At 37.0% G+C, this 25511-nt stretch carries 23 protein-coding genes; 14 read left to right on the top strand and 9 right to left on the bottom strand.

Features of this window, described 5'->3' with window-relative positions; all coding sequences use genetic code 11:
* The first annotated feature begins 8 nt into the window (after positions 1 to 8).
* Together nreC and CNQ82_RS11420 are read left to right on the top strand one after the other, a co-directional pair.
* Complete coding sequence (gene nreC / locus CNQ82_RS11425; RefSeq protein ID WP_095103718.1) at positions 9 to 662, top strand: nitrate respiration regulation response regulator NreC; 654 nt, start codon at positions 9 to 11, stop codon at positions 660 to 662.
* A gap of 287 nt (positions 663 to 949) precedes the next feature.
* Positions 950 to 2110: a nitrate/nitrite transporter gene (locus tag CNQ82_RS11420; RefSeq protein WP_123145356.1), complete on the top strand. Its 1161-nt coding sequence runs from the start codon at positions 950 to 952 to the stop codon at positions 2108 to 2110.
* A 197-nt stretch (positions 2111 to 2307) separates the two neighbouring features.
* On the opposite strand, the gene CNQ82_RS11415 is transcribed toward CNQ82_RS11420, so the two are convergent.
* Positions 2308 to 3477 (bottom strand): hydroxymethylglutaryl-CoA synthase, encoded by a 1170-nt coding sequence (locus tag CNQ82_RS11415; protein WP_123145355.1) that lies wholly within the window; start codon positions 3475 to 3477, stop codon positions 2308 to 2310.
* A 112-nt stretch (positions 3478 to 3589) separates the two neighbouring features.
* Here CNQ82_RS11415 and CNQ82_RS11410 point away from each other — a divergent pair, with 112 nt between their 5' ends.
* Both CNQ82_RS11410 and CNQ82_RS11405 read left to right on the top strand, forming a co-directional pair.
* Positions 3590 to 4741 (top strand): thiolase family protein, encoded by a 1152-nt coding sequence (locus CNQ82_RS11410; RefSeq protein WP_123145354.1) that lies wholly within the window; start codon positions 3590 to 3592, stop codon positions 4739 to 4741.
* Between the two features lie 6 nt (positions 4742 to 4747).
* Positions 4748 to 6028 carry a hydroxymethylglutaryl-CoA reductase, degradative gene (locus CNQ82_RS11405; RefSeq protein WP_123145353.1) on the top strand — a complete coding sequence of 427 codons (1281 nt, stop codon included), beginning with the start codon at positions 4748 to 4750 and terminating at the stop codon, positions 6026 to 6028.
* A gap of 69 nt (positions 6029 to 6097) precedes the next feature.
* Here CNQ82_RS11405 and CNQ82_RS11400 read toward each other — a convergent pair whose 3' ends face one another.
* Together CNQ82_RS11400 and CNQ82_RS11395 are read right to left on the bottom strand one after the other, a co-directional pair.
* Positions 6098 to 6502: an Hsp20/alpha crystallin family protein gene (locus CNQ82_RS11400; protein ID WP_240624888.1), complete on the bottom strand. Its 405-nt coding sequence runs from the start codon at positions 6500 to 6502 to the stop codon at positions 6098 to 6100.
* A gap of 153 nt (positions 6503 to 6655) precedes the next feature.
* Positions 6656 to 7093, bottom strand: a complete 438-nt coding sequence (locus tag CNQ82_RS11395; RefSeq protein WP_123145351.1) for a MarR family winged helix-turn-helix transcriptional regulator — start codon at positions 7091 to 7093, stop codon at positions 6656 to 6658.
* 285 nt (positions 7094 to 7378) lie between these two features.
* Between CNQ82_RS11395 and CNQ82_RS11390 the strand changes: the two genes are divergently transcribed.
* The 3 genes from CNQ82_RS11390 (at position 7379) to CNQ82_RS11380 (ending at position 10318) form a co-directional block, all read left to right on the top strand.
* On the top strand, positions 7379 to 7738 hold the full coding sequence (locus CNQ82_RS11390) for a DUF3139 domain-containing protein (protein WP_095103741.1): 360 nt from the start codon (positions 7379 to 7381) through the stop codon (positions 7736 to 7738).
* A gap of 220 nt (positions 7739 to 7958) precedes the next feature.
* Positions 7959 to 8861 (top strand): EamA family transporter, encoded by a 903-nt coding sequence (locus CNQ82_RS11385; protein ID WP_123145350.1) that lies wholly within the window; start codon positions 7959 to 7961, stop codon positions 8859 to 8861.
* A 179-nt stretch (positions 8862 to 9040) separates the two neighbouring features.
* Positions 9041 to 10318 carry a cation:dicarboxylate symporter family transporter gene (locus tag CNQ82_RS11380; protein ID WP_123145349.1) on the top strand — a complete coding sequence of 426 codons (1278 nt, stop codon included), beginning with the start codon at positions 9041 to 9043 and terminating at the stop codon, positions 10316 to 10318.
* A gap of 400 nt (positions 10319 to 10718) precedes the next feature.
* Here CNQ82_RS11380 and CNQ82_RS11375 read toward each other — a convergent pair whose 3' ends face one another.
* Positions 10719 to 11069, bottom strand: coding sequence for a DUF4889 domain-containing protein (locus CNQ82_RS11375; RefSeq protein ID WP_123145348.1), 351 nt, complete (start codon positions 11067 to 11069; stop codon positions 10719 to 10721).
* Between the two features lie 129 nt (positions 11070 to 11198).
* Between CNQ82_RS11375 and CNQ82_RS11370 the strand changes: the two genes are divergently transcribed.
* Positions 11199 to 11759, top strand: a complete 561-nt coding sequence (locus tag CNQ82_RS11370) for an LOG family protein (protein ID WP_123145347.1) — start codon at positions 11199 to 11201, stop codon at positions 11757 to 11759.
* Positions 11760 to 11811: 52 nt separating this feature from the next.
* Here CNQ82_RS11370 and CNQ82_RS11365 read toward each other — a convergent pair whose 3' ends face one another.
* Entirely contained in the window at positions 11812 to 12747 is a 936-nt protein-coding gene (locus tag CNQ82_RS11365; RefSeq protein ID WP_123145346.1) for a magnesium transporter CorA family protein, read from the bottom strand.
* 159 nt (positions 12748 to 12906) lie between these two features.
* Between CNQ82_RS11365 and CNQ82_RS11360 the strand changes: the two genes are divergently transcribed.
* The 3 genes from CNQ82_RS11360 to CNQ82_RS11350 all read left to right on the top strand — a co-directional run bounded on the left by CNQ82_RS11360 (position 12907) and on the right by CNQ82_RS11350 (position 15056).
* On the top strand, positions 12907 to 13341 hold the full coding sequence (locus CNQ82_RS11360; RefSeq protein WP_123145345.1) for a MarR family winged helix-turn-helix transcriptional regulator: 435 nt from the start codon (positions 12907 to 12909) through the stop codon (positions 13339 to 13341).
* A 93-nt stretch (positions 13342 to 13434) separates the two neighbouring features.
* Positions 13435 to 13866 carry a DUF2871 domain-containing protein gene (locus tag CNQ82_RS11355; protein WP_123145344.1) on the top strand — a complete coding sequence of 144 codons (432 nt, stop codon included), beginning with the start codon at positions 13435 to 13437 and terminating at the stop codon, positions 13864 to 13866.
* A gap of 152 nt (positions 13867 to 14018) precedes the next feature.
* A complete protein-coding gene (locus CNQ82_RS11350) occupies positions 14019 to 15056 on the top strand; it encodes an NAD(P)/FAD-dependent oxidoreductase (protein ID WP_123145343.1) in 1038 nt (345 codons plus the stop codon).
* A 60-nt stretch (positions 15057 to 15116) separates the two neighbouring features.
* Here the strand turns inward: CNQ82_RS11350 and glcP are convergent, their stop codons facing one another.
* The gene (gene glcP / locus CNQ82_RS11345) at positions 15117 to 16481 is read right to left on the bottom strand and encodes a glucose transporter GlcP (protein ID WP_123145342.1); all 1365 of its coding nucleotides are present in this window, start codon (positions 16479 to 16481) and stop codon (positions 15117 to 15119) included.
* Positions 16482 to 16654: 173 nt separating this feature from the next.
* The gene (locus CNQ82_RS11340) at positions 16655 to 17647 is read right to left on the bottom strand and encodes an NADPH:quinone oxidoreductase family protein (protein ID WP_123145341.1); all 993 of its coding nucleotides are present in this window, start codon (positions 17645 to 17647) and stop codon (positions 16655 to 16657) included.
* Positions 17648 to 17864: 217 nt separating this feature from the next.
* Here CNQ82_RS11340 and CNQ82_RS11335 point away from each other — a divergent pair, with 217 nt between their 5' ends.
* Positions 17865 to 18632 carry a hypothetical protein gene (locus tag CNQ82_RS11335; RefSeq protein WP_123145340.1) on the top strand — a complete coding sequence of 256 codons (768 nt, stop codon included), beginning with the start codon at positions 17865 to 17867 and terminating at the stop codon, positions 18630 to 18632.
* A 65-nt stretch (positions 18633 to 18697) separates the two neighbouring features.
* Here the strand turns inward: CNQ82_RS11335 and CNQ82_RS11330 are convergent, their stop codons facing one another.
* Positions 18698 to 20425 (bottom strand): CDP-glycerol glycerophosphotransferase family protein, encoded by a 1728-nt coding sequence (locus CNQ82_RS11330; protein ID WP_123145339.1) that lies wholly within the window; start codon positions 20423 to 20425, stop codon positions 18698 to 18700.
* A gap of 385 nt (positions 20426 to 20810) precedes the next feature.
* Between CNQ82_RS11330 and CNQ82_RS11325 the strand changes: the two genes are divergently transcribed.
* Positions 20811 to 22412 (top strand): L-lactate permease, encoded by a 1602-nt coding sequence (locus tag CNQ82_RS11325; protein ID WP_123145338.1) that lies wholly within the window; start codon positions 20811 to 20813, stop codon positions 22410 to 22412.
* Positions 22413 to 22527: 115 nt separating this feature from the next.
* On the opposite strand, the gene CNQ82_RS11320 is transcribed toward CNQ82_RS11325, so the two are convergent.
* Entirely contained in the window at positions 22528 to 23679 is a 1152-nt protein-coding gene (locus CNQ82_RS11320; RefSeq protein WP_123145337.1) for a glycosyltransferase, read from the bottom strand.
* A 325-nt stretch (positions 23680 to 24004) separates the two neighbouring features.
* Here CNQ82_RS11320 and mqo point away from each other — a divergent pair, with 325 nt between their 5' ends.
* Positions 24005 to 25483 (top strand): malate dehydrogenase (quinone), encoded by a 1479-nt coding sequence (gene mqo / locus CNQ82_RS11315; RefSeq protein ID WP_123145336.1) that lies wholly within the window; start codon positions 24005 to 24007, stop codon positions 25481 to 25483.
* Positions 25484 to 25511 lie beyond the last annotated feature (28 nt).

Below are 25511 nucleotides of genomic sequence, written 5' to 3'. Positions count from 1 at the left end.
ACTTGAATTTGAAGATAGTGATTGCAGATGATCATGCAGTAGTAAGAACCGGCTTCTCTATGATTTTGAATTTTCAAGAGGACATGGAAGTAGTCGACACTGCTGCTGAAGGTGTGGAAGCTTACCAAAAAGTAATGCAGCACCATCCGGATGTTTTAATTATGGACTTAAGCATGCCTCCAGGAGAATCAGGACTGATTGCTACAAGTAAGATTGTAGAAAGCTTTCCTGATACAAAGATTTTAATTTTAACGATGTATGATGATGAAGAATATTTATTTCATGTTTTGCGTAATGGCGCTAAAGGTTATATTTTGAAAAATGCGCCTGATGAGCAGCTAGTTTCTGCTGTGCGTACAGTTTATCGTGGCGATACGTATATTGACCCTAAAATGACAACCTCATTAGTCAATGAATTCGTGAACAGTACTGGGCAAGATGCTAAAAATACGAACGATCCATTTCGAATCTTGTCAAAACGTGAATTAGAAATTCTGCCTTTAATTGCTAAAGGATATGGAAATAAAGAAATCGCCGAAAAACTATTTGTATCAGTGAAAACAGTAGAAGCACATAAAACACATATTATGCAGAAATTAAATTTAAAATCAAAGCCAGAACTGGTAGAGTATGCTTTGAAGAAAAAACTGTTAGATTTCTGAAGAATTTTAAAGAATCTGTCGACAAAGACAGGTTCTTTTTTTGGGGTTTTAATTGTGTCGAAAATATGACTATAATTACTGATATGACAAGGCTTGAGACTGTTAAATATGTATTAGGGAAAAGCCGAATGATTTAAGGGAATGCCCTGATATGCATCTTTATCCACCCACTATAAAATATAAATATAAGCAGTATCTTAGAATATTAATAAAAACTTCGACTCAAAGTAAAAATTTCACTAAGATACTGCTATTTTTGTTGATATGAAAACGTTAGGGTGAAAAAAATGAACAAATCAAAAGGTGGTTTACAATTAACAGTCCAAACTTTAAGTTTGGTCGCCGGGTTTATGGTATGGAGTATCATTGCGCCTTTGATGCCGATGATTTCACAAGACATTAAGATTACAAGTTCTCAAATTTCTATTGTACTTGCAATACCGGTTATTTTAGGATCAGTTTTACGTATTCCATTCGGTTATTTGACGAACATTATTGGTGCAAAATGGGTTTTCTTTTCTAGTTTTATTATACTTTTATTCCCAATTTTCTTACTGAGCCAAGCGCAATCAGTAAATATGCTGATGTTGGCAGGGTTTTTCTTAGGAGTCGGTGGAGCTGTCTTTTCAGTAGGTGTAACGTCTATTCCTAAATATTTTCCTAAAGATAAAGTGGGCTTAGCTAATGGTATTTATGGAATGGGGAACTTAGGTACCGCAGTTTCTTCATTCTTGGCGCCTCCAATCGCTGGCGCAATCGGCTGGCAATCTACAGTAAGATTATATTTAATCGTGATGGCAGTATTTGCGATTATTATGTTCTTCTTAGGAGATGCGAAGGAAACTAAAGTCAAAATTCCTTTAATTGCACAAACTAAAGATTTATTAAAAGATTTAAGAACTTACTATTTAAGCTTTTGGTATTTTATTACCTTTGGTTCATTCGTAGCTTTCGGTATCTTCTTACCGAAATATTTAGTAGATCATTATGAGTTGACGACAGTAGATGCAGGTATCCGTGCAGGTATCTTTATCGCAATTGCGACATTCTTAAGACCACTTGGCGGTATTATTGGTGACAAAATTGATGCTGTTAAAGCACTGAAAGTAGATTTTATCTTCATGATTATCGGTGCTGTCATTCTAGGTGTTGCCAGTAATATAATTTTATTCACAGTGGGCTGTTTAACTGTCAGTGTTTGTGCAGGTATCGGTAATGGTTTGGTATTCAAACTTGTACCTCAATACTTCCAAAAAGAAGCTGGAGTTGCAAACGGTATTGTATCAATGATGGGTGGATTAGGAGGTTTCTTCCCTCCATTAGTTATTACTTATGTAACAAGTTTGACAGGCACAAGCCACTTAGCGTTTATTTTCTTAGCATGTTTCGGTGTGATTGCACTCATTACAATGTGGCATTTGAGTCGTAAACAACGTGCGTTAGCCTAAACGGATTATTGTTGAAAATGGAAAAGATATGATGAATTTAATTTTATAAACGTAAATGTTTGAAGACAGGATAGACGACTGGTGTGTGATGAGGCATCAGCCGTCTTTTTTTAAATTCAAATTTCTAAAAAAATAACCCGCAGTACTATGCATCAAAGCATGAGAACAGCGGATTATTGAAGTAAATTGTTTCTATATTATTTTACAGTATCATAATAACGGATATTATCTGAGATTTCTTTAAGATAGAAGTTGCCTTTCGGTTCTACTGCTAATTCAGTATCAGTATCGAATTCTAAGTTATCGAAGCGCTTGAAGAATTTTTCATATTCTTCTACTGATAAAGCTTTACGATTATCCAACATGGCTTTATGAGCTTTGATATCGAGATGATCTTGATAATTATTCATCAGCGTTGCACTGAAGAATTCTCCAACTGAACCAGAACCATAACTGAATAAGCCGATAGTGTCTCCATCATTTAATTTATGGTTTTCAAGTAATGAAATCAAGCTGAGATATAAAGAGCCTGTATAGACGTTTCCAACGTAACGGTTGTAATCTGTCGCAGATTTATAGCCTTCATTCAGTCTTGCTTGTGTATCTTCTGACGCACTATCTGTTAAAATAGAATCAAGTGCTTTTTGACCCATTTTTGTAAATGGAACGTGGAAGCATAAAGCAGCAAAGTCAGACAATGATTTATGATGACGTTTCGCGTATTCGTTCCAGCTTTCTTGGAAAGACTTGATATAAGCATCTTTAGATAATTTACCAGCCACTAGCGGATAAATTTCTCCAGACGGACGCCAGAAATCATAAACGTCTTCTGTATAAGCAACTGAATCATCATGTAATTCAAGAATACTAGGGTTATGGCTGATGATCATTGCGACTGCTCCTGCACCTTGTGTAGGTTCGCCGCCGCTGTTCAATCCATAACGTGCAGTATCACTGGCGATGACTAACACTTTTTCATTAGGACGTGGTACTAAATAATCTTTTGCTAATTGAATGGCTGGCGTTGCTGCATAGCAAGCCTCTTTCATTTCAAAACAACGCGCAAAAGGTTGGATTCCTAAGAGATGATGAATTTGCACCGCAGAGGCTTTTGCAGAATCAATGGCTGATTCTGTTGCAACAATCACCATGGTAATATCTTTCTTGTCTTGTTCTGATAGAATAGGTTGAGCAGCGTTAGCACCCATAGATACAATATCTTGAGAGACAGGGCTTACAGCCATTTGCGATTGGCCGATGCCGATTAAGAATTTGTTCGGGTCTACGCCACGTGCTTCAGCAAGCTCAGCCATGTCTACGTAGAAGTTCGGAATATAAAAATTAAGTTGGTCGATACCAATTGTCATAAATAACCAACATCCTTTCTTGATATGTTAAATCACTTTAAATCATATCAAAAGAAAGCACAGAAATACAATTTTAAATTAGTAGCTAGTGATAAAAAAGGAGATAAAGATTATGAGTAAAATTGCAATTGTCAGCGCTAAACGTACACCAGTAGGAAAATTCAGAGGGAAGTTAAGAGATTATTCTGCAGTACAGCTTGGTACGATCGCTTTAGAAGCGGCTATCGATGCTATTGAATTACCCAAAGATACCATCGAAAATGTTATTTTCGGTAATGTGCTTCAAGCAGGAAACGGCCAAAATCCAGCACGTCAAATTTTAGTCAATGCAGGTTTACCTACTACAACTCCTGGGATGACTATTAATGAAGTCTGTGGTTCTGGATTGAAAGCGGTGATTCTAGGTAAACAACTCATTCAGTTAGGAGAAGCTAAAGTCGTAGCAGTAGGTGGAGTTGAAAGTATGACGAATGCGCCTAAATTGCTAATTGAAGGCAAAGAGAAACCCGTACCGAGCTTTATGCATGACGGTTTAACAGATGCCTTTGAAAATGTACCCATGGGCATCACGGCAGAACGTATTGCAGATCAATATGAAGTTACACGTGAACAACAAGATGAGTTCGCAGTAAAATCTCATCAAAAAGCCTATGAAGCCACTCAAGCAGGCAAATACAATGAAGAAATGATTCCGTTGAAAGATGCGGATGGCGAAATGATGACTGCAGATGAAGGCATTCGCGGCAATAGTTCAGTTGAAAAATTATCCGCATTAGATACTATCTTTAAAGAAGATGGTTCTGTGACTGCAGGAAATGCATCCAGCATTAATGATGGTGCATCAGCGTTAATCTTAATGGACGAAGATTATGCTAAAGAAAATGGTTTTGAAGTGCTTGCGACCCTCGGCGATTATGCAGAAGTCGGCTGCGACCCTGAAATTATGGGCATTGCGCCATTTTATGCCGTAAGTAAGTTGCTCGAAAAAACAGACAAAACAATGAATGATATTGATTTAGTTGAAATGACAGAAGCTTTTGCGGTACAAAGTATAGCCGTTAAAGACAACTTGAATATTCCAGATGAGAAATTGAATATTTATGGCGGTGCAGTAGCAATCGGTCATCCAATTGGTGCGAGCGGCGCGCGTCTGGTCACTTCATTAGTGAACGAATTACATCAAGAAAATAAACAAACTGGTATTGCTACAGCTTGTATCGGCGGCGGACTAGGTCTCGCTTTAGCAGTTGAAAAAGGAGAATAATGAATCATGAAAGCATTGGGGAAAGATTTCAGACACTTATCGAGAAAAGATAAATTGCAAAGACTTGAAGAAAACGGCTGGATATCGAAAGAAAGTCAGCAAGAACTTCTTGAGTATCCGCTGCTTTCTGAAGAAGTCGCGGACAGTCTTATCGAGAACGTTATTACGCAAGGGGCTTTGCCAGTAGGACTACTTCCTGATATTGAAGTAGACGGCAAACATTATGTTGTACCTATGATGGTAGAAGAACCTTCTGTAGTAGCCGCTGCAAGTTACGGTGCTAAACTTGTCAATAAAACAGGAGGTTTTCACGTTGATTCTAGTGAACGCTTAATGATCGGCCAAATTGTATTTATGGATGTTGCACAACCTGCAGAATTGGCTGAACAATTATTAGCGAAAGAAACTCAGATCCATCAAATTGCGGATACTGCATATCCTTCTATTTTAAAAAGAGGCGGGGGTTACCGTAAAATCGATGTTGATACCTTTTCAGAAGAACAGCTCGTATCTTTGAAAGTTTATATTGATACAAAAGATGCTATGGGCGCAAACATGATGAACACTATCTTAGAAGGCATCTCAAGCTTCTTAAAAGGCGAATGGCCTGATATTAATGTTCTGATGAGTATCTTATCTAATCATGCAACAGCTTCAGTAGTACGCGTGTCAGGAGAAATCGACATTGCAGATTTAGCGCGAGGAGAGATGGAGGGCGCTGAAGTTGCACGCCGTTTAGAAGCAGCATCGGTTTTAGCTTATGTCGATCCTTATCGTGCTGTTACGCATAATAAAGGCGTTATGAATGGTATACATGCGGTAGTACTAGCAACCGGCAATGATACACGCAGCGCCGAAGCAAGTGCGCATGCTTATGCTTGCAAGGAAGGACAATACCGCAGTATGACAAAATGGGAATACTTGCCTGAGAAAGAACGCCTGCGTGGAACAATTGAAATTCCAATGACCTTGGCGACAGTAGGCGGAGGTACAAAGGTAGTACCGATTGCACGTTTAGCGCAAGAACTGCTACACGTTGATTCTGCTCAAGAATTAGGAGAGGTAGCTGCAGCAGTCGGTTTAGCACAAAATTTCTCAGCCTGCCGAGCATTAGTCTCAGAAGGTATTCAAGAAGGACACATGAGCCTGCAATATAAATCACTAGCTATAGTAGCAGGTGCTAAAGGCGAGGAAATCGAGAAAGTTGCGAATGCTTTAAAAACAGCAGATACAGCAAATATGGCTAAAGCCGAAGAAATTCTTGCAGAGTTGAGAAAAGAAGAATAAGCAAAAGTAAAAGTAAAAGCCCCATTGTTCAGTATAAGTTGAACAAATGGGGCTTTCTTCATATTAAAATTAATCAATTGAAATGTTAGAACTAGCTGAATTATCTTCAGTGCGTTTAGGCAATGTTACTGTCAACACGCCGTCTCTGTAGTGCGCGCTGATTTCATCGCTTTTAATATTGCTGAATGAAAATTCACGCTTAACGCTACTATCACTGCGTTCTCTTTGAATGACACGGCCTTCTTCATCTTCCGTACGGCTTTCAATTGAACGTTTGGCACTAATAGTCAAAGTTCCTTCATTATAAGAAAGGTTAATATCTTTCTTTTCAAAGCCAGGTAAGTCTGCTTTCAAGATATATTGATTATTTTTTTCGCTGATATCTGTTTTAACTGGATTGATTGTAGGGATTTGATCTATAAATTGACGTCCGAATTCTTTGAATAAATCTGTTGGTTTACTTTCGAAAGGCATCATATCTCTCCTTTAATCATTATTTATTAAAACCTCTATTAATGATATATTACCCTGCAGCTAAGACTGATAATCTTAGCATTGAGATACGTGAGGTTCTTACAATGATTATATCATGGCAGAGCTCGGATAGATATTTTCAGGCTTTCACTACTATTCTTTAGAAAAGTTATCGGCAATAAATTTAGAAAGGATAGATTTAATTGTTTTAGCATCCTCTAGCGATACATCTAAACCATCGAAGACTTCTTTTGAAATCTGTGAAATTTCCTGGCGTATTTCCACACCTTGTTGAGTCAGCGCAACTTTCAAGTTACGTTCATCATCTGCTTCTCTCGTTCTCGTAACGAGCCCATTTTTTTCAAGCTTTTTTAAAAGGGGAGTTAAAGTACCTGAATCTAAATAAATACGTTGACCTAAAGTTTTAATATTCAAAGTTTCGTGGGGTTCTAACGCTAGAAGTACAATATAGCCAGTATAAGTTAAATCAAATTTCTTGAGGTAAGGACTATAGCGTTTGATAATCTCTTTAGATGACACATAGAATAAAAAACATAATTGTTTCTCTAGAAAACTGTTATTCTCATGCAATTAAATCACTCCTTATTTAAAACCACGATATTATGAACGCTTGCACTTGTCAAGAACAAAGTTGAAAAATATAAAATTTGTGTTTTATAATTAATGATTTTTAAAAGTAAGTATATAAATGGTGAGGTTTTGAAGAAATAAAGAACTAAAAGCGTTAGAATAACTTACGACAATTTTGTTACAATACAATCAAAAGAGTTACTAAATTTGTGGAAATCGTTCATAATTGAAAAGATAGAGTTAACAAGTGCATAGCGATAGCATATCGCTCAAAGGAGTCAATTTATGAAGAAGAAAAGAATTTTACCGCTTATATTAATTTTAATCGGCTCACTTATATTAGCGACCCTATTCTTTTTTGGATTAAAGATATATCAAGGACATCAAAATTTGAAGTTGATTGATCAATATATTACCGAACATCATTTAGAATCTAAGATTACTTCAGAGAAAAAGAAATTCAATGCAAAAGATGGCGTTTATTATAAAGAAGTAGTGTTCAAAGATGAGCCTGATAAAACGTATGTAATCCAACCAATGGGTACTTCTCGAGGGTTATTTGCTCAAGCTTTCGATACACAAACTAAGAAACATCTGAAAAAAGCAAAACATAATTTCTTTGATGACAATTATAAGCTCAAATAACTGACTAAGTATGTTAGAATAAATGTGATTAAGACATTAAGCACGATAAATAGTGTTTAGTGTCTTCTTTGCGTTAAAGATAAAATTTTTAACATCAAAGTTGGGGAAGCGTATTAAATGACATTTTCATCAACTTTACCATAATGTGATTAACATCACTCAAAATGGTTATAACACCTTTAGTATCAGCACAGAGAAAAAACATGATAGGAGGGACGGTATGGCACACAGAAATCAAAAACGTTGGCCGGGATTTGTTTTAGTAATCGTAGGAGCAATATTTTGGGGAGTCGGGGGAACGGTTTCTCAATGGTTATTTGAAAACAAACATTTGCCGGTGACTTGGTTCGTGGGCGTGAGATTATTAGTATCTGGTCTGCTATTGATTCTTACTTCCTTCTTTTTAGAAGGGAAGAAGACAATTACAATCTGGGCCGATAAAAAAGCTATTCTAAAATTATTGGTCTATTCACTTTTAGGTATGCTAGGTGTGCAATATTGTTTCATGGCAACGATTCATTATGGGAATGCAGCTGTAGCGACATTGTTGCAATATCTAGGGCCAGTCATCATTATCTTATATCTTGTGGCTACTAAAGTGATCAACTTTAAATGGAAAGAAGGTATCGCGGTTACCTTAGCATTAAGTGGTACTTTCTTATTATTAACAAATGGTTCTTTAGCAACTTTATCAGTCCCTATGCCAGCGATTGTTTGGGGGCTGCTATCAGCGTTTGCTATGGCCTTTTACACAATTTACCCTGTGCAGCTTCTAGCAAAATGGGGAACTGTTAATGTAGTAGGTTGGGCTATGTTCATCGCAGGTATTTTCTTGAATTTCTTGCACCCGATTTGGCAAGTAGACACTTCTAATTGGGATATTAAAGTATTAATTTATATTTTCATATCAGTTATTTTAGGAACAATGTTTGCCTTTTGGTTGTTCATTTCTAGTTTGAATTACCTTTACCCTCAAGAAGCCAGTGTGTTAGGGACAATCGAACCGTTAACAGCGATTTTGTTATCAGTAGTTTGGTTAGGTGTTTCATTCGGTATCTGGCAAGTTGCAGGCGTATTTTGTATCGTCTTGATGGTCATATTCTTGGCAGTCGTCAAAGATTAGCCTCTCATTTCATAATTAGGATAGAAAGTTATAAGTTATTTTTAAACACTAACTACACTAATCTATATTTTCTTTTTAATCATTTAGTGTAAAATTAGGTTGAACTTTTAATTTTTTCTATCCTAATTATTTGTTTTCTGATATAATTAAACAATGTCAGAAAAAGGGGAGATGCATCAATGGCTTTATTTAAGCGAAAAATTAGTTTACCAATGCAGGTTATGATTGCACTGGTTCTTGGCGTTGTTGTAGGACTATTATTATATGGACATAAAGATGTTGCGAACTATATCCAACCGCTTGGTGACATATTTTTAAACTTAATTAAAATGATTGTCATTCCGGTCGTGTTTTGTTCACTCGCATTATCCATTTCAGGTGTAGGTGAATCTAAAACAGTAGGGCGCTATGGTTTGAAAACAATTGTGTATTTTGAGATTATAACGACTATCGCAATTGCTTTAGGTGTTTTGTTTGCAAATTTATTTAAACCGGGGACGGGCTTAGATCCTGACAAACTACCTAAAGGTGATATTTCGAAGTACGAATCATCAGCACATGCAGCTGAACATTCTACATACGGTAATCATTTTATTGATACGATTGTAAATATTATTCCAACCAACTTTTTCGAAGCATTATCCAAAGGCGAATTGCTTCCGATTATCTTCTTTGCAGTATTCTTTGGTTTAGGTATTGCGGCTATCGGTGAAAAAGGAAACCCCGTTAAAGATTTCTTAGGCGGTGTGTTGGAAGCGACATTCTGGATGATCAATAAAATCTTAAAACTCGCTCCACTCGGCGTGTTTGCATTTATTTGTGTAACAATAATGACATTTGGTGCCTCAGCATTAATTCCATTATTGAAACTGGTCCTTGTAGTTGTCGGCGCAATGGTATTCTTTGTAGTCGTGGTACTAGGAATTGTTGCGAAAATGGTAGGCTCAAGTGTATTTGATATTATAAAAGTACTGAAAAGTGAAATCTTACTGGCATTTTCAACATCAAGTTCTGAAGCAGTATTACCAGTAATGATGCAGAAAATGGAAAGATTTGGTTCACCAAAAGATATTACATCTTTTGTAATCCCGATTGGTTATACCTTCAACTTAGACGGCTCAGCATTGTACCAATCAATTGCAGCATTATTCGTAGCACAAATGTACGGTATTCATTTAAGTTTACCTCACCAATTAGTCTTAATCTTTACTTTAATGATTACTTCAAAAGGTATGGCAGCCGTACCAGGTACATCAATTGTTGTATTATTAACAACATTAGGTTCCATGGGCTTGCCGGCAGCCGGACTTGCATTGATAATCGGTGTTGACCGTATACTAGATATGGTACGTACTTGTGTTAACGTAGTAGGTAACGCTTTATCTACTGTTGTAATTGCTAAATGGGAAGGCGTATTTGATAAAGAACAAAACAAAGATTATTTAAATTCCATTTAGTCGATTTTTTAAAAATTTTGACGGAGACTGCGGTCTTACGTATATTAAACTTTCTGACATAATTTATATTCTATGAGGCACTGGTCATGTTTTGGCTGGTGCCTTTTTTGCGTGGGGCGGTGCGGGAATCTAGACACTTCTCAGAAACTAATGTCTAGATTATAGTGTTTTCTAGACACTTCTCGGAAACTAGTGTCTAGATTATTATGTTTTCTAGACACTACTCGTGAACTAGTGTCTAGATTATGGTGCTTTCTAGACACTTCTCAGAAACTAGTGTCTAGAATCCGCTTGTCGCCCGCACCTCCCCATCCGCACGACCTCCCCCCACACTTATTACAACAAAAAAGCTGAGACACGTAATAATGTCCCAGCTCGCTCAATCAAATATTTATTTAAATTAATGGCTCATATCCATATGCTTCATGTCATGAATTTTCATCATTAAGCCATGAGGAATATCATCATGTTTGACAACTTTTTTCTTACTGAAATCATCAGAGCCTTCTTTTTTAACTAACATTACGAATTGACCTTTTTCAGGTTTGAAATTATCATCAGTTTTGATGTGTACATCTTTTTCAACTTTTTGGTCTTTTTCGCGTACCATTTTTTCTACAGTATGATTGTCTTTCATGATACCGTAGTATGTATCTTTTTTACCTGAAGACATCATCATAATGACTAAAACAACACAAATGACTACCATTATGCCAATTAAAGTAAAGCCTAAAGCTTTTTTATTTTTCATTTCGAAATACTCCTTTCTTTATAGTCAGTTATACATAATTTATCACCAGAATGCAAAGAGTAATGATTACTTAAAGTAGATTTTTGATACAATGAAAAAGAAAACTCTCAGAAAGGCAGGGATTGATTGATGAACATCATTGTATATTGCGGCGCCAGCGAGGGAAACAATCCTCTATATTCCAAAGCTGCGGAATCTCTTGGGGAATGGATGGCAGCACAGCGTTATGGTCTCGTTTTTGGCGGAGGAAAAGTAGGGCTGATGGGTAAATTAGCTGATACTGTCATAGCACAAGACGGCCACGCTATCGGTGTTATGCCGCAGTTTTTAGCTGATCGTGAAATCGCACATCAAGGTTTAGATGAACTTATTATTGTCGACAGCATGGCAGAACGTAAAGCTGCTATGTTAGAAAAGGGAGACGTGTGCTTAGCTTTACCAGGCGGGCCAGGTACATTAGAAGAAATTACGGAAATGGTGTCTTGGGCACGCATCGGACAAAACCCTAATCCGTGTGTCTTTTGGAATGTAAATGGTTACTACAACAAGATAGAAGCATTTTACAATCAAATGGTAGAAGAAGGATTCTTAACGCAAACCGATCGTGATTTAATTTGTTTCACTGATAGCTATGATGAATTAAACCAATTCGTTGAAAAATATCGCGCTCCCAATATTCGCCAATACTAAAAAATATCGCATCATATCCACAAATAATGGGAATATGATGCGATATTTCAGTTCAAAGCTTGCCTCGTCTCCATAAGAGAATAAAGACAACAGTTACTAGAATTAACGAAATACATAATGTGACTATCCAAGAGACCGGACTATGGTCATTAATCGGCAGTGGCACGTTCATACCGAAGAAACTGAATACTAATGTCGGTAAAGTAAGGAAAACAGTAAAGAGCGTTAAAGTTTTCATAATCGTATTCATATCATTCGACAAGAGTGATTCATACGATGTCGTGATACTTTCTAAGATACGCGTATGCAATTCTGTCGTTTCAATCGCTTGGTTCGTTTCGACAAACAAGTCTTCGATTAAATCTTCATCTTCATCAAAGCGCTTGATTGGAGGTAATTTAAAGAGTCTCTTAAAGACATCTTCGTTACCTTTGAGTGCGGCTAAGAAGTAAACCAGACTCTTTTCAACTTCCATCAAATTATAAAGTTGTTTATTGGTCACCGATTTCTTCAAGTCACGTTCAATACGCAAACGTGATTTATTCAACAAGCGTAAATTTCTATTATAATGATTGGAAACTGTGACCAGAATATTCAAAGCAAGTTGACTGCGATAATGCAGGTTATTGCCAGGTTTTGTAAAGGATTCTAGGAATTCAATATCGTGATCGCATACTGTTATAAGACGCCCATGGCCAATCACAATCCCTAATGGAATAGTCATAAACGACAAGATTTTATGATTATTCTTATTTACAATAGGAATATCGATAATAATCAAAGAATAGCCGGTTTCATCATCGAATTCAACACGGGCACTTTCATCCGCATCTAAGGGGTCCTTCAGAAAATCTTCAGGAATATTAAAGTCCTCAATCATACTTTCTACTTCTTCTCGGCTAGGCTCAATCATATTGATCCATAAGCCTTCTTTTAAGGAAGTTGTGTGAATATCTTGATGAATATTATGTTTATATGCAGTAATCATTGCAAAAAACTTCCTTTCTGAAATTTGAATTGATTTTTAATTAAAGTTATTTAGTTTACAATATAGAGTAATGCTTTGCTTAATTTAATAAATATACGCTTAATTATAGTACCATAATTTAATTATTTGTGTAGTCTAACTTGAAAAGGAGTGACACGAATGGCCACTACAATACAATACTTAATCAGAATGATTTCAAATGAAATGAAAATGAAAGCCGATCGTCTTTTAGAACCTTATGGGATTACACAAGAACAAGCTCAAATCTTGCGCTTTATTTTTGAGCATGAAGATAAAGCAATCACGCAGAACGATTTCTTAGAAACCTTCCAACTGAAAGGTGCGACTGTCAGCAGCACTTTGACGAGTTTGAAAAAGAAAAAATTGATAGAGCACTATGTAGATGAAGAGGACACCAGAAAGAAGTTAGTCGGACTCAGCCGAACAGCATATAAAGAAGTAAGGGATATTATTGAAATATTGAATAAGGTAGAGAGCGCGATATTTGAAGGGATTCCTGAAGCAGACCGCGCTGCATTGAAAGCTATCCTATTGACTATGCACGATAATTTGCAAGAGTTAGATGAAATGTAAACATTGTGTGTCAATCGTCTGACTATAGGTAAGGCACTTTCTGAAATAGCCAATATCATATATAATATGAATGGATATAGAGGAGGAAGTTTGATGCGCAGAATACTATATACATTTTTGACTTATACCATTATCGGTTTACTAAGCGGCGTCTATTATCGAGAGCTAACAAAAGCTTATAATTTTACGGGTGACACACAACTTGTCGTGGTACATACGCATACTTTAATGTTAGGTATGTTTATGTTCTTGATATTAATTGTCTTTGAAAAACTTTTCCAACTAAGTAAATATTATTTATTCAATTGGTTCTATTATGTTTATAACATCGGTGTAGTTGTGACAGTAGGAATGATGGCGACTAAAGGTACAATGCAAGTAGTAGGCGCTCATGTTTCGCCAGGACTTGCAGGCATCGCAGGACTTGGTCACATGACATTATCTGCTGGCTTCATTATTTTATTCTTCTTATTGAAGAAAGCTATTTTAACAGATCCGATTGATGGTAAACCATCACAAAAATAATTTTCAAGGAGATTAGTACATTATATTGTCCTGGTCTCTTTTTTATTTTTCAAAAGGGAAAGGATGCCAAATAAGATAAAGTGTTGTAAAATGTAGTTGAGAATAATTTTCAATTAAAATTGTTTCGAGAGAGATAATTGGAGGATAAATTTATGAAAGATGTAACTATCATCGGCGGTGGACCTGCAGGCTTATATGCCAGTTTCTATGCAGGATTGCGCGGTATGTCGGTGCGTTTAATAGATGTTCAAGATAAATTAGGCGGCAAGATGCAGCTCTATCCTGAAAAAATTATTTGGGATATCGGCGGCATTGCTCCGAAACCTTGTTACCAAATTATTGAAGATATGATTGAGCAAGGTTTACATTTTCAACCCGAAGTCAATTTAGAAACACGTGTGACGAATATTGAAAAATTAGGTGAACGTCATTTCAAAATTACGACAGATAAAGATGAAGTGTTTGAAACGAAGTCAGTAATTATTGCAGTAGGCGGCGGAATTATTAATCCGAAACCGTTGGATATTAAAGACGCTGAACGTTATCAAATTTCGAACTTGCATTACGTTGTGCAGAAACTTTCACGCTTTGCTGGGAAAAAAGTTGTGATTTCCGGAGCAGGTAATGCAGCGCTGGACTGGGCTTGTGATATGGCGCCTTATGCTGAAAGTGTGAGATTGGTTTATCGCAAAGATAAAATGAAAGGTTATGAGGGAACGCAAGCTAAATTATGTGATAAGGACGTCATACTGCATCCTAACTCTCAAATTACGGCACTAATCGGTGATGATCAGCATGAAAAAATCAAAGAAATCGTGCTCGAGAACAATGAAACCGGAGAAGCAGAAACCATTCCAGTTGATGAAGTGATTATCAGCCATGGATTCGATATTGAAAATCCCCTGTTAGAAGAAGCGGCAACACAATTAGAAATGGAAAATGAATACCAAATCAAAGGACAAGGGAATACACAGACAAGTGTTGACGGCATCTTTGCATGCGGTGATATCATTCATCATGGTGCCAAAGCTCATTTGATTGCAAGTGCCTTTAGCGATGCAGGGAATGCTGCGAACTTAGCTAAGCTTTATATTGAACCTAATGCAGCTGAAGAAGGGTATGTATCCAGTCACAACGAAATCTTTAAAGAAGACAATAAAGAGATTATTGAAAAATATAATCAAGAATAACGTATTAAAAACCCGCAGAACTGACGAATTCTGCGGGTTTTCCTATTTTAAAATTTATTTTTATTTATGACGGTTTAAATCAGCTGAAGTTGCAGAAGTACGTGCGCGTAATTCTGCTTCGATTTCTTCTAAACTGCGACCGCGTGTTTCTGGTAAGTATTTGATAACGAAGAAGAGGGCTCCGATACCAATTACAGCAAAGATTAAGAATACACCTTGTGTCGGCATTACTGCTGTTAACATTGGGAAGAATTGTGCAACTAATAAGCTTCCGATTGAAAGGACTAAAGCTGCAATTCCTGTTGCAGCACCACGTGCACGCATCGGGAATAATTCTGGCAACATTACCCATAATACAGGTCCCCATGAAATACCGAAGAAAATGATAAAGATAGTTAGGCAGATAATGCTGACCCATGCAGAGGATTGTACTCCCATAGACCAGATTAAAATCGCCATAATTACTAATGAAGCAACCATACCGATATTACCGATTACCAATAATTTTTTTCGATCAATTTTATCAATAATCATAATCGCCACGATGGTAACTAATACGTTTACTGTACCGATACCTACTGAGCCAAGGATTGAAGCGGAATCTCCTAATCCTGCTTTAGTAAAGATTTTCGGTGCGTAGTAAATAATAGCATTAATACCAATAATTTGTTGGAACAAGGCAAAAACACTACCGATAATTAACGTTGGACGTAACCAAGGTGATTTCAATACATTCCATGTACTTTCAGAAATCGCATTGATTTCTTTCATTTCTGCAATCTCTTTGTCGATTTCATTGGCTGGGAAAGTCATTGCCATGACTTTACGTGCTGCTTTTTCACCACGGTGTTCAAGCAGCCATCTTGGACTTTCCGGCATAAAGGCTACACCGATTAATAAAATTAAAGATGGTATTACGGCTAGCCCAAGCATCCATCTCCATCCTTCGATACCTGAAAATGCATAGTTGATCAAATATGAAGACAAAATACCGATAGTAATCATTAATTGGTTCAAGGAACTTAGCGAACCACGTGAATCTGTTGGTGCCATTTCGGATAAGTAAACAGGTACAATGGCTGTAGACCCGCCGACTGCAAGTCCGATTACAATACGTCCGATGACTAAGACCGGCATAGAAGGTGCAAATGCTAAAACTAAAGCACCAACAATATAGACAATTGCGATAATAAATACGACACGACGACGACCGAGTTTATCAGAAGCAGGACCACTCAAAGCAGAACCAGCAATCGCACCAATTAACATAGATGATACGACAAGTCCTTCAGTACTACTTGTTAAGTGGATGTCTTTTCCGATAAATAACAGCGCGCCTGAAATGATTCCCATATCATAGCCGTATAATAAACCGCCTAATGCGCCTAGGAAAAAGATGAGGCTTTTATTAAAATTTTTCCCCATAAGTAAACCTCCAGTTTATTGAATTTAAATTAAGTATACGCTTTCATAAAATTAAAGTAAATATGATTATAATAGCGTTTTAATAATTAAATTATTTGGAATTTAAAGAAAAATCACTGGCGTTTTCGATAAAAAACAGGAGCTGAGACCTTATTCAGTCTCGCTCCTGTTCGTTATTCTTCGCTTACTTTAACGACATAGCGTCCAGTTACTTGATGGGATAATACATTATCAATAGCTTCAGGCAAATCTTGGAAGCCCACAATATTTTTAATCGTGTGCAGTTGATTGGGTTTCAAGTCTGTTGCTAAGCGGCGCCAAATTTGTTTACGCAATAACATTGGCGTTTCAACTGAGTCTACGCCTAATAAGTTATTACCGCGTAAAATAAACGGCAGCACAGTGGTATCGAATGCAACGCCGCCAGTATTGCCGATTAAAGCTACACTGCCTCTAATATGCAAGTGCTTTAAGATATCCCCGACATGACTGCCGCCGACTGGATCAATCACCGCTTGCCATTCACGTTTACCGAGCGGTTTATCGGAAGTCTCTTCTAAGCGTGGAACGATTTCCTTCGCTCCCAAAGATTTTAAGTACGTTGCAGCGCTTTCGTTGCCTGTACTTGCTACTACTTTATAACCGATATTGCTCAACATCATTACCGCTAAACTGCCGACACCGCCACTCGCGCCTCGAACTAAAACAGGCGCACCTTCAACAGTTAGCCCATTATCTTCTAATTTCTGAATCGCTAGCGCAGCTGTATAGCCGGCTGTGCCATAAATCATAGCTTCTTCTAAAGTTAATCCTTTAGGAAGCGGTACAATCCAATCTTCTTTTACGCGTGCATATTCACTGAAACCGCCGTGGTGTGTAACCCCCAAATCATAACTTGTTACAATGACTTTATCTCCAGATTTATAGGCAGAAGAATCAGCTTCTACTACCGTTCCTGCTAAATCGATTCCTGGAATAATCGGATATTCTTTTACCACACCTGCACCTTTGACTGCTGCTAAGGCATCTTTGAAATTAATGCTTGTATAATCGACGCGTACTAGCACATCGCCATTGTCTAATTCACTGAAAGGTAAATTCTTAAAGGAGGAAGTCACTTTCCCATCTTTCTTTTCCGCAAAATAAGCTTGGAATGTCTCTGTCATATCTATTGCTCCCTTTCGATAATTTAAATTAAAAAAAGTTTAACATGAAAGAAAGGGGACAACAACTGGAAGAGTGGTTGCTGATTTGTGAGGCTTCAAAGTGTATAAGAATTAAAGATTAAAAGAATTTTAACAATTTTAAGGTTTGTAAAATATAATAGTGGTGTATAGTTTAGTAAGTGTTTAAAAAAGATTTATAGTATGAGGAGGAAATTCAATGAAGAAATTATTTGCCGGCATCTTAACTTTATCTCTGGTGCTTGCTGCGTGTGGCAATAGCGATGACAGTAAGAAAGCAGATGAGCACAAGGACAAAGATAAGACGACACAAGAAAGTAACAACAGTAAAAAAGACGACAGTAAGAGTAAGAAAGATGATAAGGCTGCGAAAGATTCAAAGTCAGATGATAAGAATGCATCAATTTCTGCTGATTCATCTTCTAGTGACAGCAACAGTTCTGATAAAGCTACTTCAAACAGCAACTCTAGCAATGCATCTGCTGGGACAGAAGGCAACTCGGCAGATAATACTGGTAACAGTGATGGTAATAGTCAAAACAATCAGCAGGCCGCTCAAACGGATAATGCAAGTCAAAATCAAGGGGCTGCGAATACCACTAATGCTAGTGCAGATGCACGTCAAAATGCTAATACTACGCAAACGGGTTATATTGCACCGTATCAAGGTCAAAATGCAGTACCTGCAGCCAGCACTATTGTACAAGCACCCGCTAATAACCAAGATGCTTTGAAACATTTACCGAATTTCCCGCAATCATTAACAACAGCTCAAAATGAAGCGAATGCCTTAAATGGTCAACAAAATGTTTACAATGATTATGGCATCGACAATTTAGGTAATGGAAATTATTCTTATGTCTTCAGTTTTGCTAATCAAGCGCAACCTGGAACCTATACCATTGTTAGTATCAACCAAAAAGGCGAAGCAAGTGTAATCGATCCAGCATATAATGGTCAACAATAATTAGGAAGTTAAAAAAGCTCGAGTGCAGACTCTTAATTTCTGTACTCGAGCTTTTGCTATTTATTTTATTTAGTAGACTTACGTTTGCGCGTTGAAGCGGGCAGATTTTGCACGATTAAACTTGAAATAGTTTCAACTGAATGGTTATTACGATTGATATAAGGATTGCCGATAGGCTTAATACGTTGATGAATTAAATCTTCTATTAGAGGTTCCGCATTTTCATAACGCACACGCTCGAATGTTTGCCACACTTCTGGATATAAGCCACGTTCCTTTTCATAAGTTGCTACATCTGGCGTATAAAGTGCAGTCGGCATATTGATAGTTAAGGCGTCAAATACGATAGAAGAATAATCACTCAATACGACGTCGGATGCGAGGATTAAATCTTGTGTCTCCAAATGTGCAGTAGGAATAATGACTTCTTTCGGCAAGTATTCCGCCATATTGTGTTCCTCTTCGATATGACCTTTGTAAATCACATTATAATGTGCAAGCAATTGCTCTGTCATCGGCAGTAAATCTTCTTGATGACTCTCGTGATGCCAAGTTGGCGCATAGAGCAGTGTCGGCTTATCTGGATTCAATTGAAGTTCATTTTTAATAAAGCGGACATAAGGTCTATCATTCTTCTTATCAATAAGATAGCGTACACGCGGGTAGCCACAAGCTGCAATTTCACTATATTGCATCGGAAAGGCTGTCTTAAATAATTCTGCAGCTCGTATACTATCGCAAATCAAATAATTTTGATGGGTCCATTTATTGTATTTGCGTGCCCGATAATTATAGATTTCTTGGTTTTGATATGGTTCTTTACTGTCTAAAAATAACTGCTTGATAGGTGTGCCGTGCCATAGTTGAATAATTGTACCATTAGGTTTCAGATGGTCAGGAATATAGCTTTCAGCTACGATGACGCTGGCTTGGTTGATTAAGTCTTCAGCTTCAGGGTCATCCGGTTGTATAAAATGCGGACCAGTAGCTTCTGAAGTAATGAAATAAACCGGATACTGCGAATGATGCTTCGCAAAATAGTTAAATAGATAACGCGAATTCCCTCTGAAACTATAATCAAATCCGAGGAAGACTACGGCTCCATTTAAGTCTGTTGACGTTGGTTCATAGATATTACTAGCATTCTGATGTTTAGTATATGAACGATCAAGCAATGCACTCGTAACGAAATGCGGAGCCGTAAAGCGTGTATTCCATAACATCTTGTCTATAAAGCGTGGATGATCTGGTAATTCGCACGTATTAAGTTTGAAAGGTCTTTTATGATAATGCAGATAGGCTAATTTATTTAAATTAAACTGTGTCAGGCCTGAGAATTCCTTTTCCTTAAGCAATGTATAGAAAGAAGCAGATGTACGGCAACTTTCTTTAAAGTCAAAGACGACGTGCCCATTCACTTCTACTTTATTAAAAAGCAAAATAGACACGGCAAGATCGAAAGCTGTTTCCAAACCCTCAGCTTTTAACCGTTGAATACTTTGTTTAATATTAAAAATCATATTCGGATAATGATTGATATTGTTCATCCATTCGTCAAAAGTGAGTGAATGATTACCAAAATAACGACAGTCATTTTGATAATAGTGGTCAATCGTATAATCGACAATTACAGACTGTTTCGTTTCTATAGGCGTGAGCGCATCCAGTTGATCTGGATAGATATCTATATTTAAATCACTAGGAATAAAATGCGTATAACCATTCTTCAGTGCTTTTTTTAAAGCAAATAACATTTCATCCTTTGGCTGATAATCTAATTTTAATATTTTCATTATAAAACCTCTTTGATTTTCATATGAATAAAATGCCACATGTTTTAAAGCATTATTGTCATAATCTATTAAACTCTATTTTATCACTTCCATTAAAAAGAAGGAAAGAGAACGTAAAGGGTAATGGGAGAAAGTTTTTCCGAAACCGAAAAACTGTATTATTAAATTTTGAAAAATGACTATAACAGTAATGCGAGTAATAGCATGGATGTAAGCGTATACATTGAAAACACAGGATTTCAACATGCAAAACAGCTCGAAAAAATGTTGAAAAAAAGATTGTACAGGCATGGGAAACGTGGTATATTATATGTGAATTAATTCACAATGATAAATAAAGTAAAACATAAAACAAATAAAAAAATAGAAAGAAGCGGGGTAAGATATGTTAGTTTCATCATTTGATCCATTTAACAATCTTGTAATATCTAGTCTAGTAGCAAGTATTCCAATTATTTTGTTCTTGTTATGTTTGACTATTTTCAAAATGAAAGGGATTTATGCAGCAATTACCACTTTAGTAGTGACATTGCTCGTAGCAGTTATTCTGTTTAAATTGCCAGGAGGAATGGCAGCTGGGGCAGTAGTCGAAGGATTCTATCAAGGTTGGCTGCCTATCGGTTACATTGTTGTCATGGCAGTATGGTTGTACAAATTATCAACTAAAACTGGTCAGTTCGGAATGATTCAAGATAGTATCGCAAGCATTTCACAAGACCAACGTATTCAATTATTATTAATCGGTTTTTGTTTCAACGCATTCTTAGAAGGTGCAGCCGGCTTCGGTGTACCCATCGCAATCTGTGCTTTGTTATTGATTTATTTAGGATTTAAGCCATTACAAGCAGCGATGTTATGTTTAGTAGCGAATGCAGCAGCTGGCGCATTTGGGGCAATCGGTTTGCCAGTTGCAGTTATTGATACATTGAATTTGCATGGCGGCATTACTGCTATTGAAGTTTCACGTTATTCAACATTTACTTTAGCTTTAATTAACTTCTTTATTCCATTCTTATTGATTTTCATTATTGATGGTTTCAAAGGAATCAAAGAAACTTTACCAGCAATCTTAGTAGTATCCATTACTTATACAGTGTTGCAAGGTATCCTTACTTTAGTGCAAGGACCTGAATTGGCAGACATCATTCCGCCGCTTGCAACAATGGGTGCTTTAGCTTTATTCAGCAGAAAATTCCAACCGAAACATATTTTCAGAATTCAGAAAGATGCAGAACCTCCTGCTATCAAAAAATTAACAGTTAAAGAAGTGCTTTATGCTTGGAGTCCTTTCTACATTTTAACTATATTCGTAATGATTTGGAGTATGCCGTTCTTTAAAAAATTATTCTTACCAGGCGGTGCATTGAGTTTCTTAACAGCTGCAATTCCATTGCCAGGTACAATGAGCGAAGCGACTCATAAAGCAATCACATTGAATTTCAATATTATTGGTCAAACAGGAACAGCAATTTTACTTACAATTATCATTACTTTGCTGCTTTCTAAAAATACAACTTGGGGAGATGCAGGACACTTATTAGGAGAAACATTTAAAGAGTTATGGATTTCCATCTTCACAATTTGTTTCATCCTAGCTGTATCTAAATTAACAACTTATGGCGGATTAAGTGCTGCAATGGGACAAGGTATTTCTAAAACAGGCGGTATCTTCCCATTACTTTCACCAATCTTAGGTTGGATTGGTGTATTCATGACAGGTTCCGTTGTGAACAACAACTCTTTATTCGCACCAATTCAAGCTTCAGTATCTAGCCAAATCGGCGTAAGCGGCGGCTTGCTTGTAGCTGCGAATACTGTAGGTGGCGTAGCAGCAAAAATTATTTCTCCGCAATCCATTGCGATTGCCACTGCTGCAGTTAAAGAAGTAGGTAAAGAATCTGAACTCTTGAAAATGTCACTTAGATTCAGTGTGGGTATCTTGGCATTCATCTGTATCTGGACATTTATCTTAGCGTTAATATTCTAATTGGTATAAAAAAGAGACGATTTTCACGAATGAAAGTGAAAGTCGTCTTTTTTGCGTGGTAATGAGGAGCGAGCTGTCGAAAGTGTATAGACAGCTGTTCTGCTCCCCCTGACTATTAGTCGTTAATTACTTTCATGAAATCTTGATAGACACGCTCTGGAGAATAGTGCGCTACAGTTTCAAAGCCACGCTCTACGATTTTTCCTTGTTCAGAAGGAGGGGCAGAAATCACATTTGAAATATCATCCGCTAAATCTTCGATATTATGATATTCGGACAAATAGCCGTTATAACCAGAACGAATTAAAGTTTCAGGGCCAGCATTTCCTTTAAAGCTGATAACGATATTGCCTTGATTCATCGCTTCTAAAATAATTAAACCGAAACCTTCATTTCTAGATGGGACGACAGTGATGGTACTTTCTGCCAACCGTAAGGGCAAATGCATCGTAGAAGGATGGATAGAAACGATATCGCCTAATTGATGATGTTGAATATATTCTTCTAAATCATGGCGCTGCTGACCGTCGCCATAAATTTTAAGTGAGTAATTCATTTCCCGTAAGCTATCTTGGATCAATTCAATACTGCGTAATAGCAAATCGAAACCCTTTTCATATTCCAAGCGTCCAGCCGCAATAATTTGAGGTTTTTTAGGAATTTCAATGCGTGATTCATTAATCATATTAGGAACCGTATAGACTGGAATATGTGTTAATTTTTCATATACCTTTTTATCAGAATCCGTCAATGTTGTAATAGCATCTAAATTTTTATAAGCTTCAATGATTTCTTTTTGGTAGGCACGAGGATAGGCATTTAAATTCATATGCTCCATTCCTACAGTTGTGACTGTATCTGAAGCGTGTTCTGCAACTAAGATATTATAACTTGCACGTGTACCTACTAAGATATCTGTATCCACTTCAGAAATGGCACGCAGGATCTTTTTTTCAACATAGCTGGAAAACTGGTTCAAACCAGGTTCGTAACTAGAAATGGTAGATGGTTTGAAAAAAGGCGTCCATTTACGCAATCGATTCATGGTAATACTTAAGATGTTGGCAGGTCTTAAGTTATAGTCAACTAAAGCAGTGACTTTGATATTGCCATGAAGCTTAAAGTAAGGAGTCTTGCTGCCTTTGAATACGGAAATAATTTCTACATCATGTCCTTTATCTGCCAATACATTCGCTAATTGGGTCACAGCTTTGACCGTTCCGCCCATAGCAAATATGTTGTGCATTAAGAATGTAATTGATTTCATATCTTGTCAGCTCCTCCTGAAATATTCACTTAATTATAGCATATTACCCATGATTGAATGCAAAGTACCTATGTCTTAAAAAGGTATTAATGATTAATTTGTTGAATAAGTACCCTTACCCCTTTTGTCTTGCATGGTTTCCGTATATAATAAAGGAATAGAACAAAATAATCTTCACTACATCAAAGTGGTTGTAACCTAACAACTAAAGACGTTTCTTAGGTGTGTTTTATTTTTGTAGCAGAAAGCGCTTTCTCAAGAGAGGGTTGAGAGGCATGCTTAAGCTGATGTCATCTTTATTATTAAAAAGGGGGCTGTATTTGTTATGAGTGCACAACATAGCAAAACAGATGTCATCTTAATCGGTGGCGGAATCATGAGTGCGACATTAGGTACTTTACTAAAGAAAGTTGCACCGGAAAAAGAAATTAAAGTTTTTGAAAAATTGAAAGAACCAGCAGAAGAAAGTTCAAATGCTTGGAATAATGCAGGGACAGGGCATTCTGCATTATGTGAGATGAACTATACTAAAGAAATGCCTGATGGCTCTCTAGATATCTCAAAAGCATTAAAAATCAATGAACAATTCCAAGTTTCCAAACAATTTTGGACTTATTTAGTGAAACACGGAAATTTAACACAGCCAGAAGAATTTATTCACAGCGTACCGCATATGAGTTTTGTCATCGGCGTACGTAATGTCGACTTCTTGAGACGTCGCGTCAAAGCACTGACTGAGAATGCACTTTTTAAAGAAATGACAATGACTGAAGATAAAGATAAAATTGCTGAGTGGCTGCCATTGATGATGGAAAATCGTACGAGTCCTGTGCCAGTAGCTGTAAGCCGTGATGAATCAGGTACAGATGTCAACTTCGGAGCGTTGACACGTAAATTATTCAATTTCTTAGAAGAAAATGGTGTACAAGTTGAATATGAACATCAAGTGTTGAATATCAAGCAGCAAAAAGACGGCACTTGGAAAGTGAAAGTCAAAGATTTACTTACTGACGATGTCACAATTTATGAATCTGACTTTGTATTTATCGGGGCAGGCGGCGCAAGCTTACCGCTTCTCCAAAAAACAAACATTAAAGAATCTAAACACATCGGCGGTTTCCCGGTCAGCGGTATCTTCTTAGTATGCCAAGATCCTGAAATTGTGGAACAACATGATGCGAAAGTATACGGTAAAGCTAAAGTAGGCGCACCTCCAATGTCTGTGCCGCACTTAGATACACGTTACATTGACGGTAAAAAATCTTTATTGTTTGGGCCATTTGCTGGCTTCTCACCGAAGTTCTTGAAAACAGGTACTAACATGGATTTAATCAAATCTGTAAAACCAAACAACTTGTTAACAATGCTTTCAGCAGGTGTGAAAGAAATGCCTTTAACACAATACTTGATTTCACAATTAATGTTGTCTGATGAAGAACGCATTGAAGAATTAAGAGAATTTATTCCAACTGCGAAGAAAGAAGACTGGAGTCCTGTAGTGGCTGGACAACGTGTGCAAGTCATCAAAGATACAGACAAAGGTAAAGGTACGTTGCAATTCGGTACTGAAGTTATCGTGAATGAAGACGGCACGTTATCTGCGTTATTAGGTGCTTCTCCAGGTGCCTCTACTGCAGTCGACGTAATGCTGGACATCTTACAACGTTGCTTTAAAGATGAATTTCCTCAATGGGAAAATAAAATCAAAGAAATGATTCCATCTTTCGGACAATCTTTAGCTAAAAATGCTGAACTATATAAAGAAGTAAAAGCCGAAGAAGATAAATATTTAAACTTACAATAATTTCATAAAGTATAAAAGCAGAAGTGGC

It is taken from the genome of Staphylococcus debuckii, assembly GCF_003718735.1.
In the GTDB taxonomy this organism is placed as follows: domain Bacteria; phylum Bacillota; class Bacilli; order Staphylococcales; family Staphylococcaceae; genus Staphylococcus; species Staphylococcus debuckii.
This window is presented reverse-complemented; position numbering and strand designations above follow the sequence as displayed.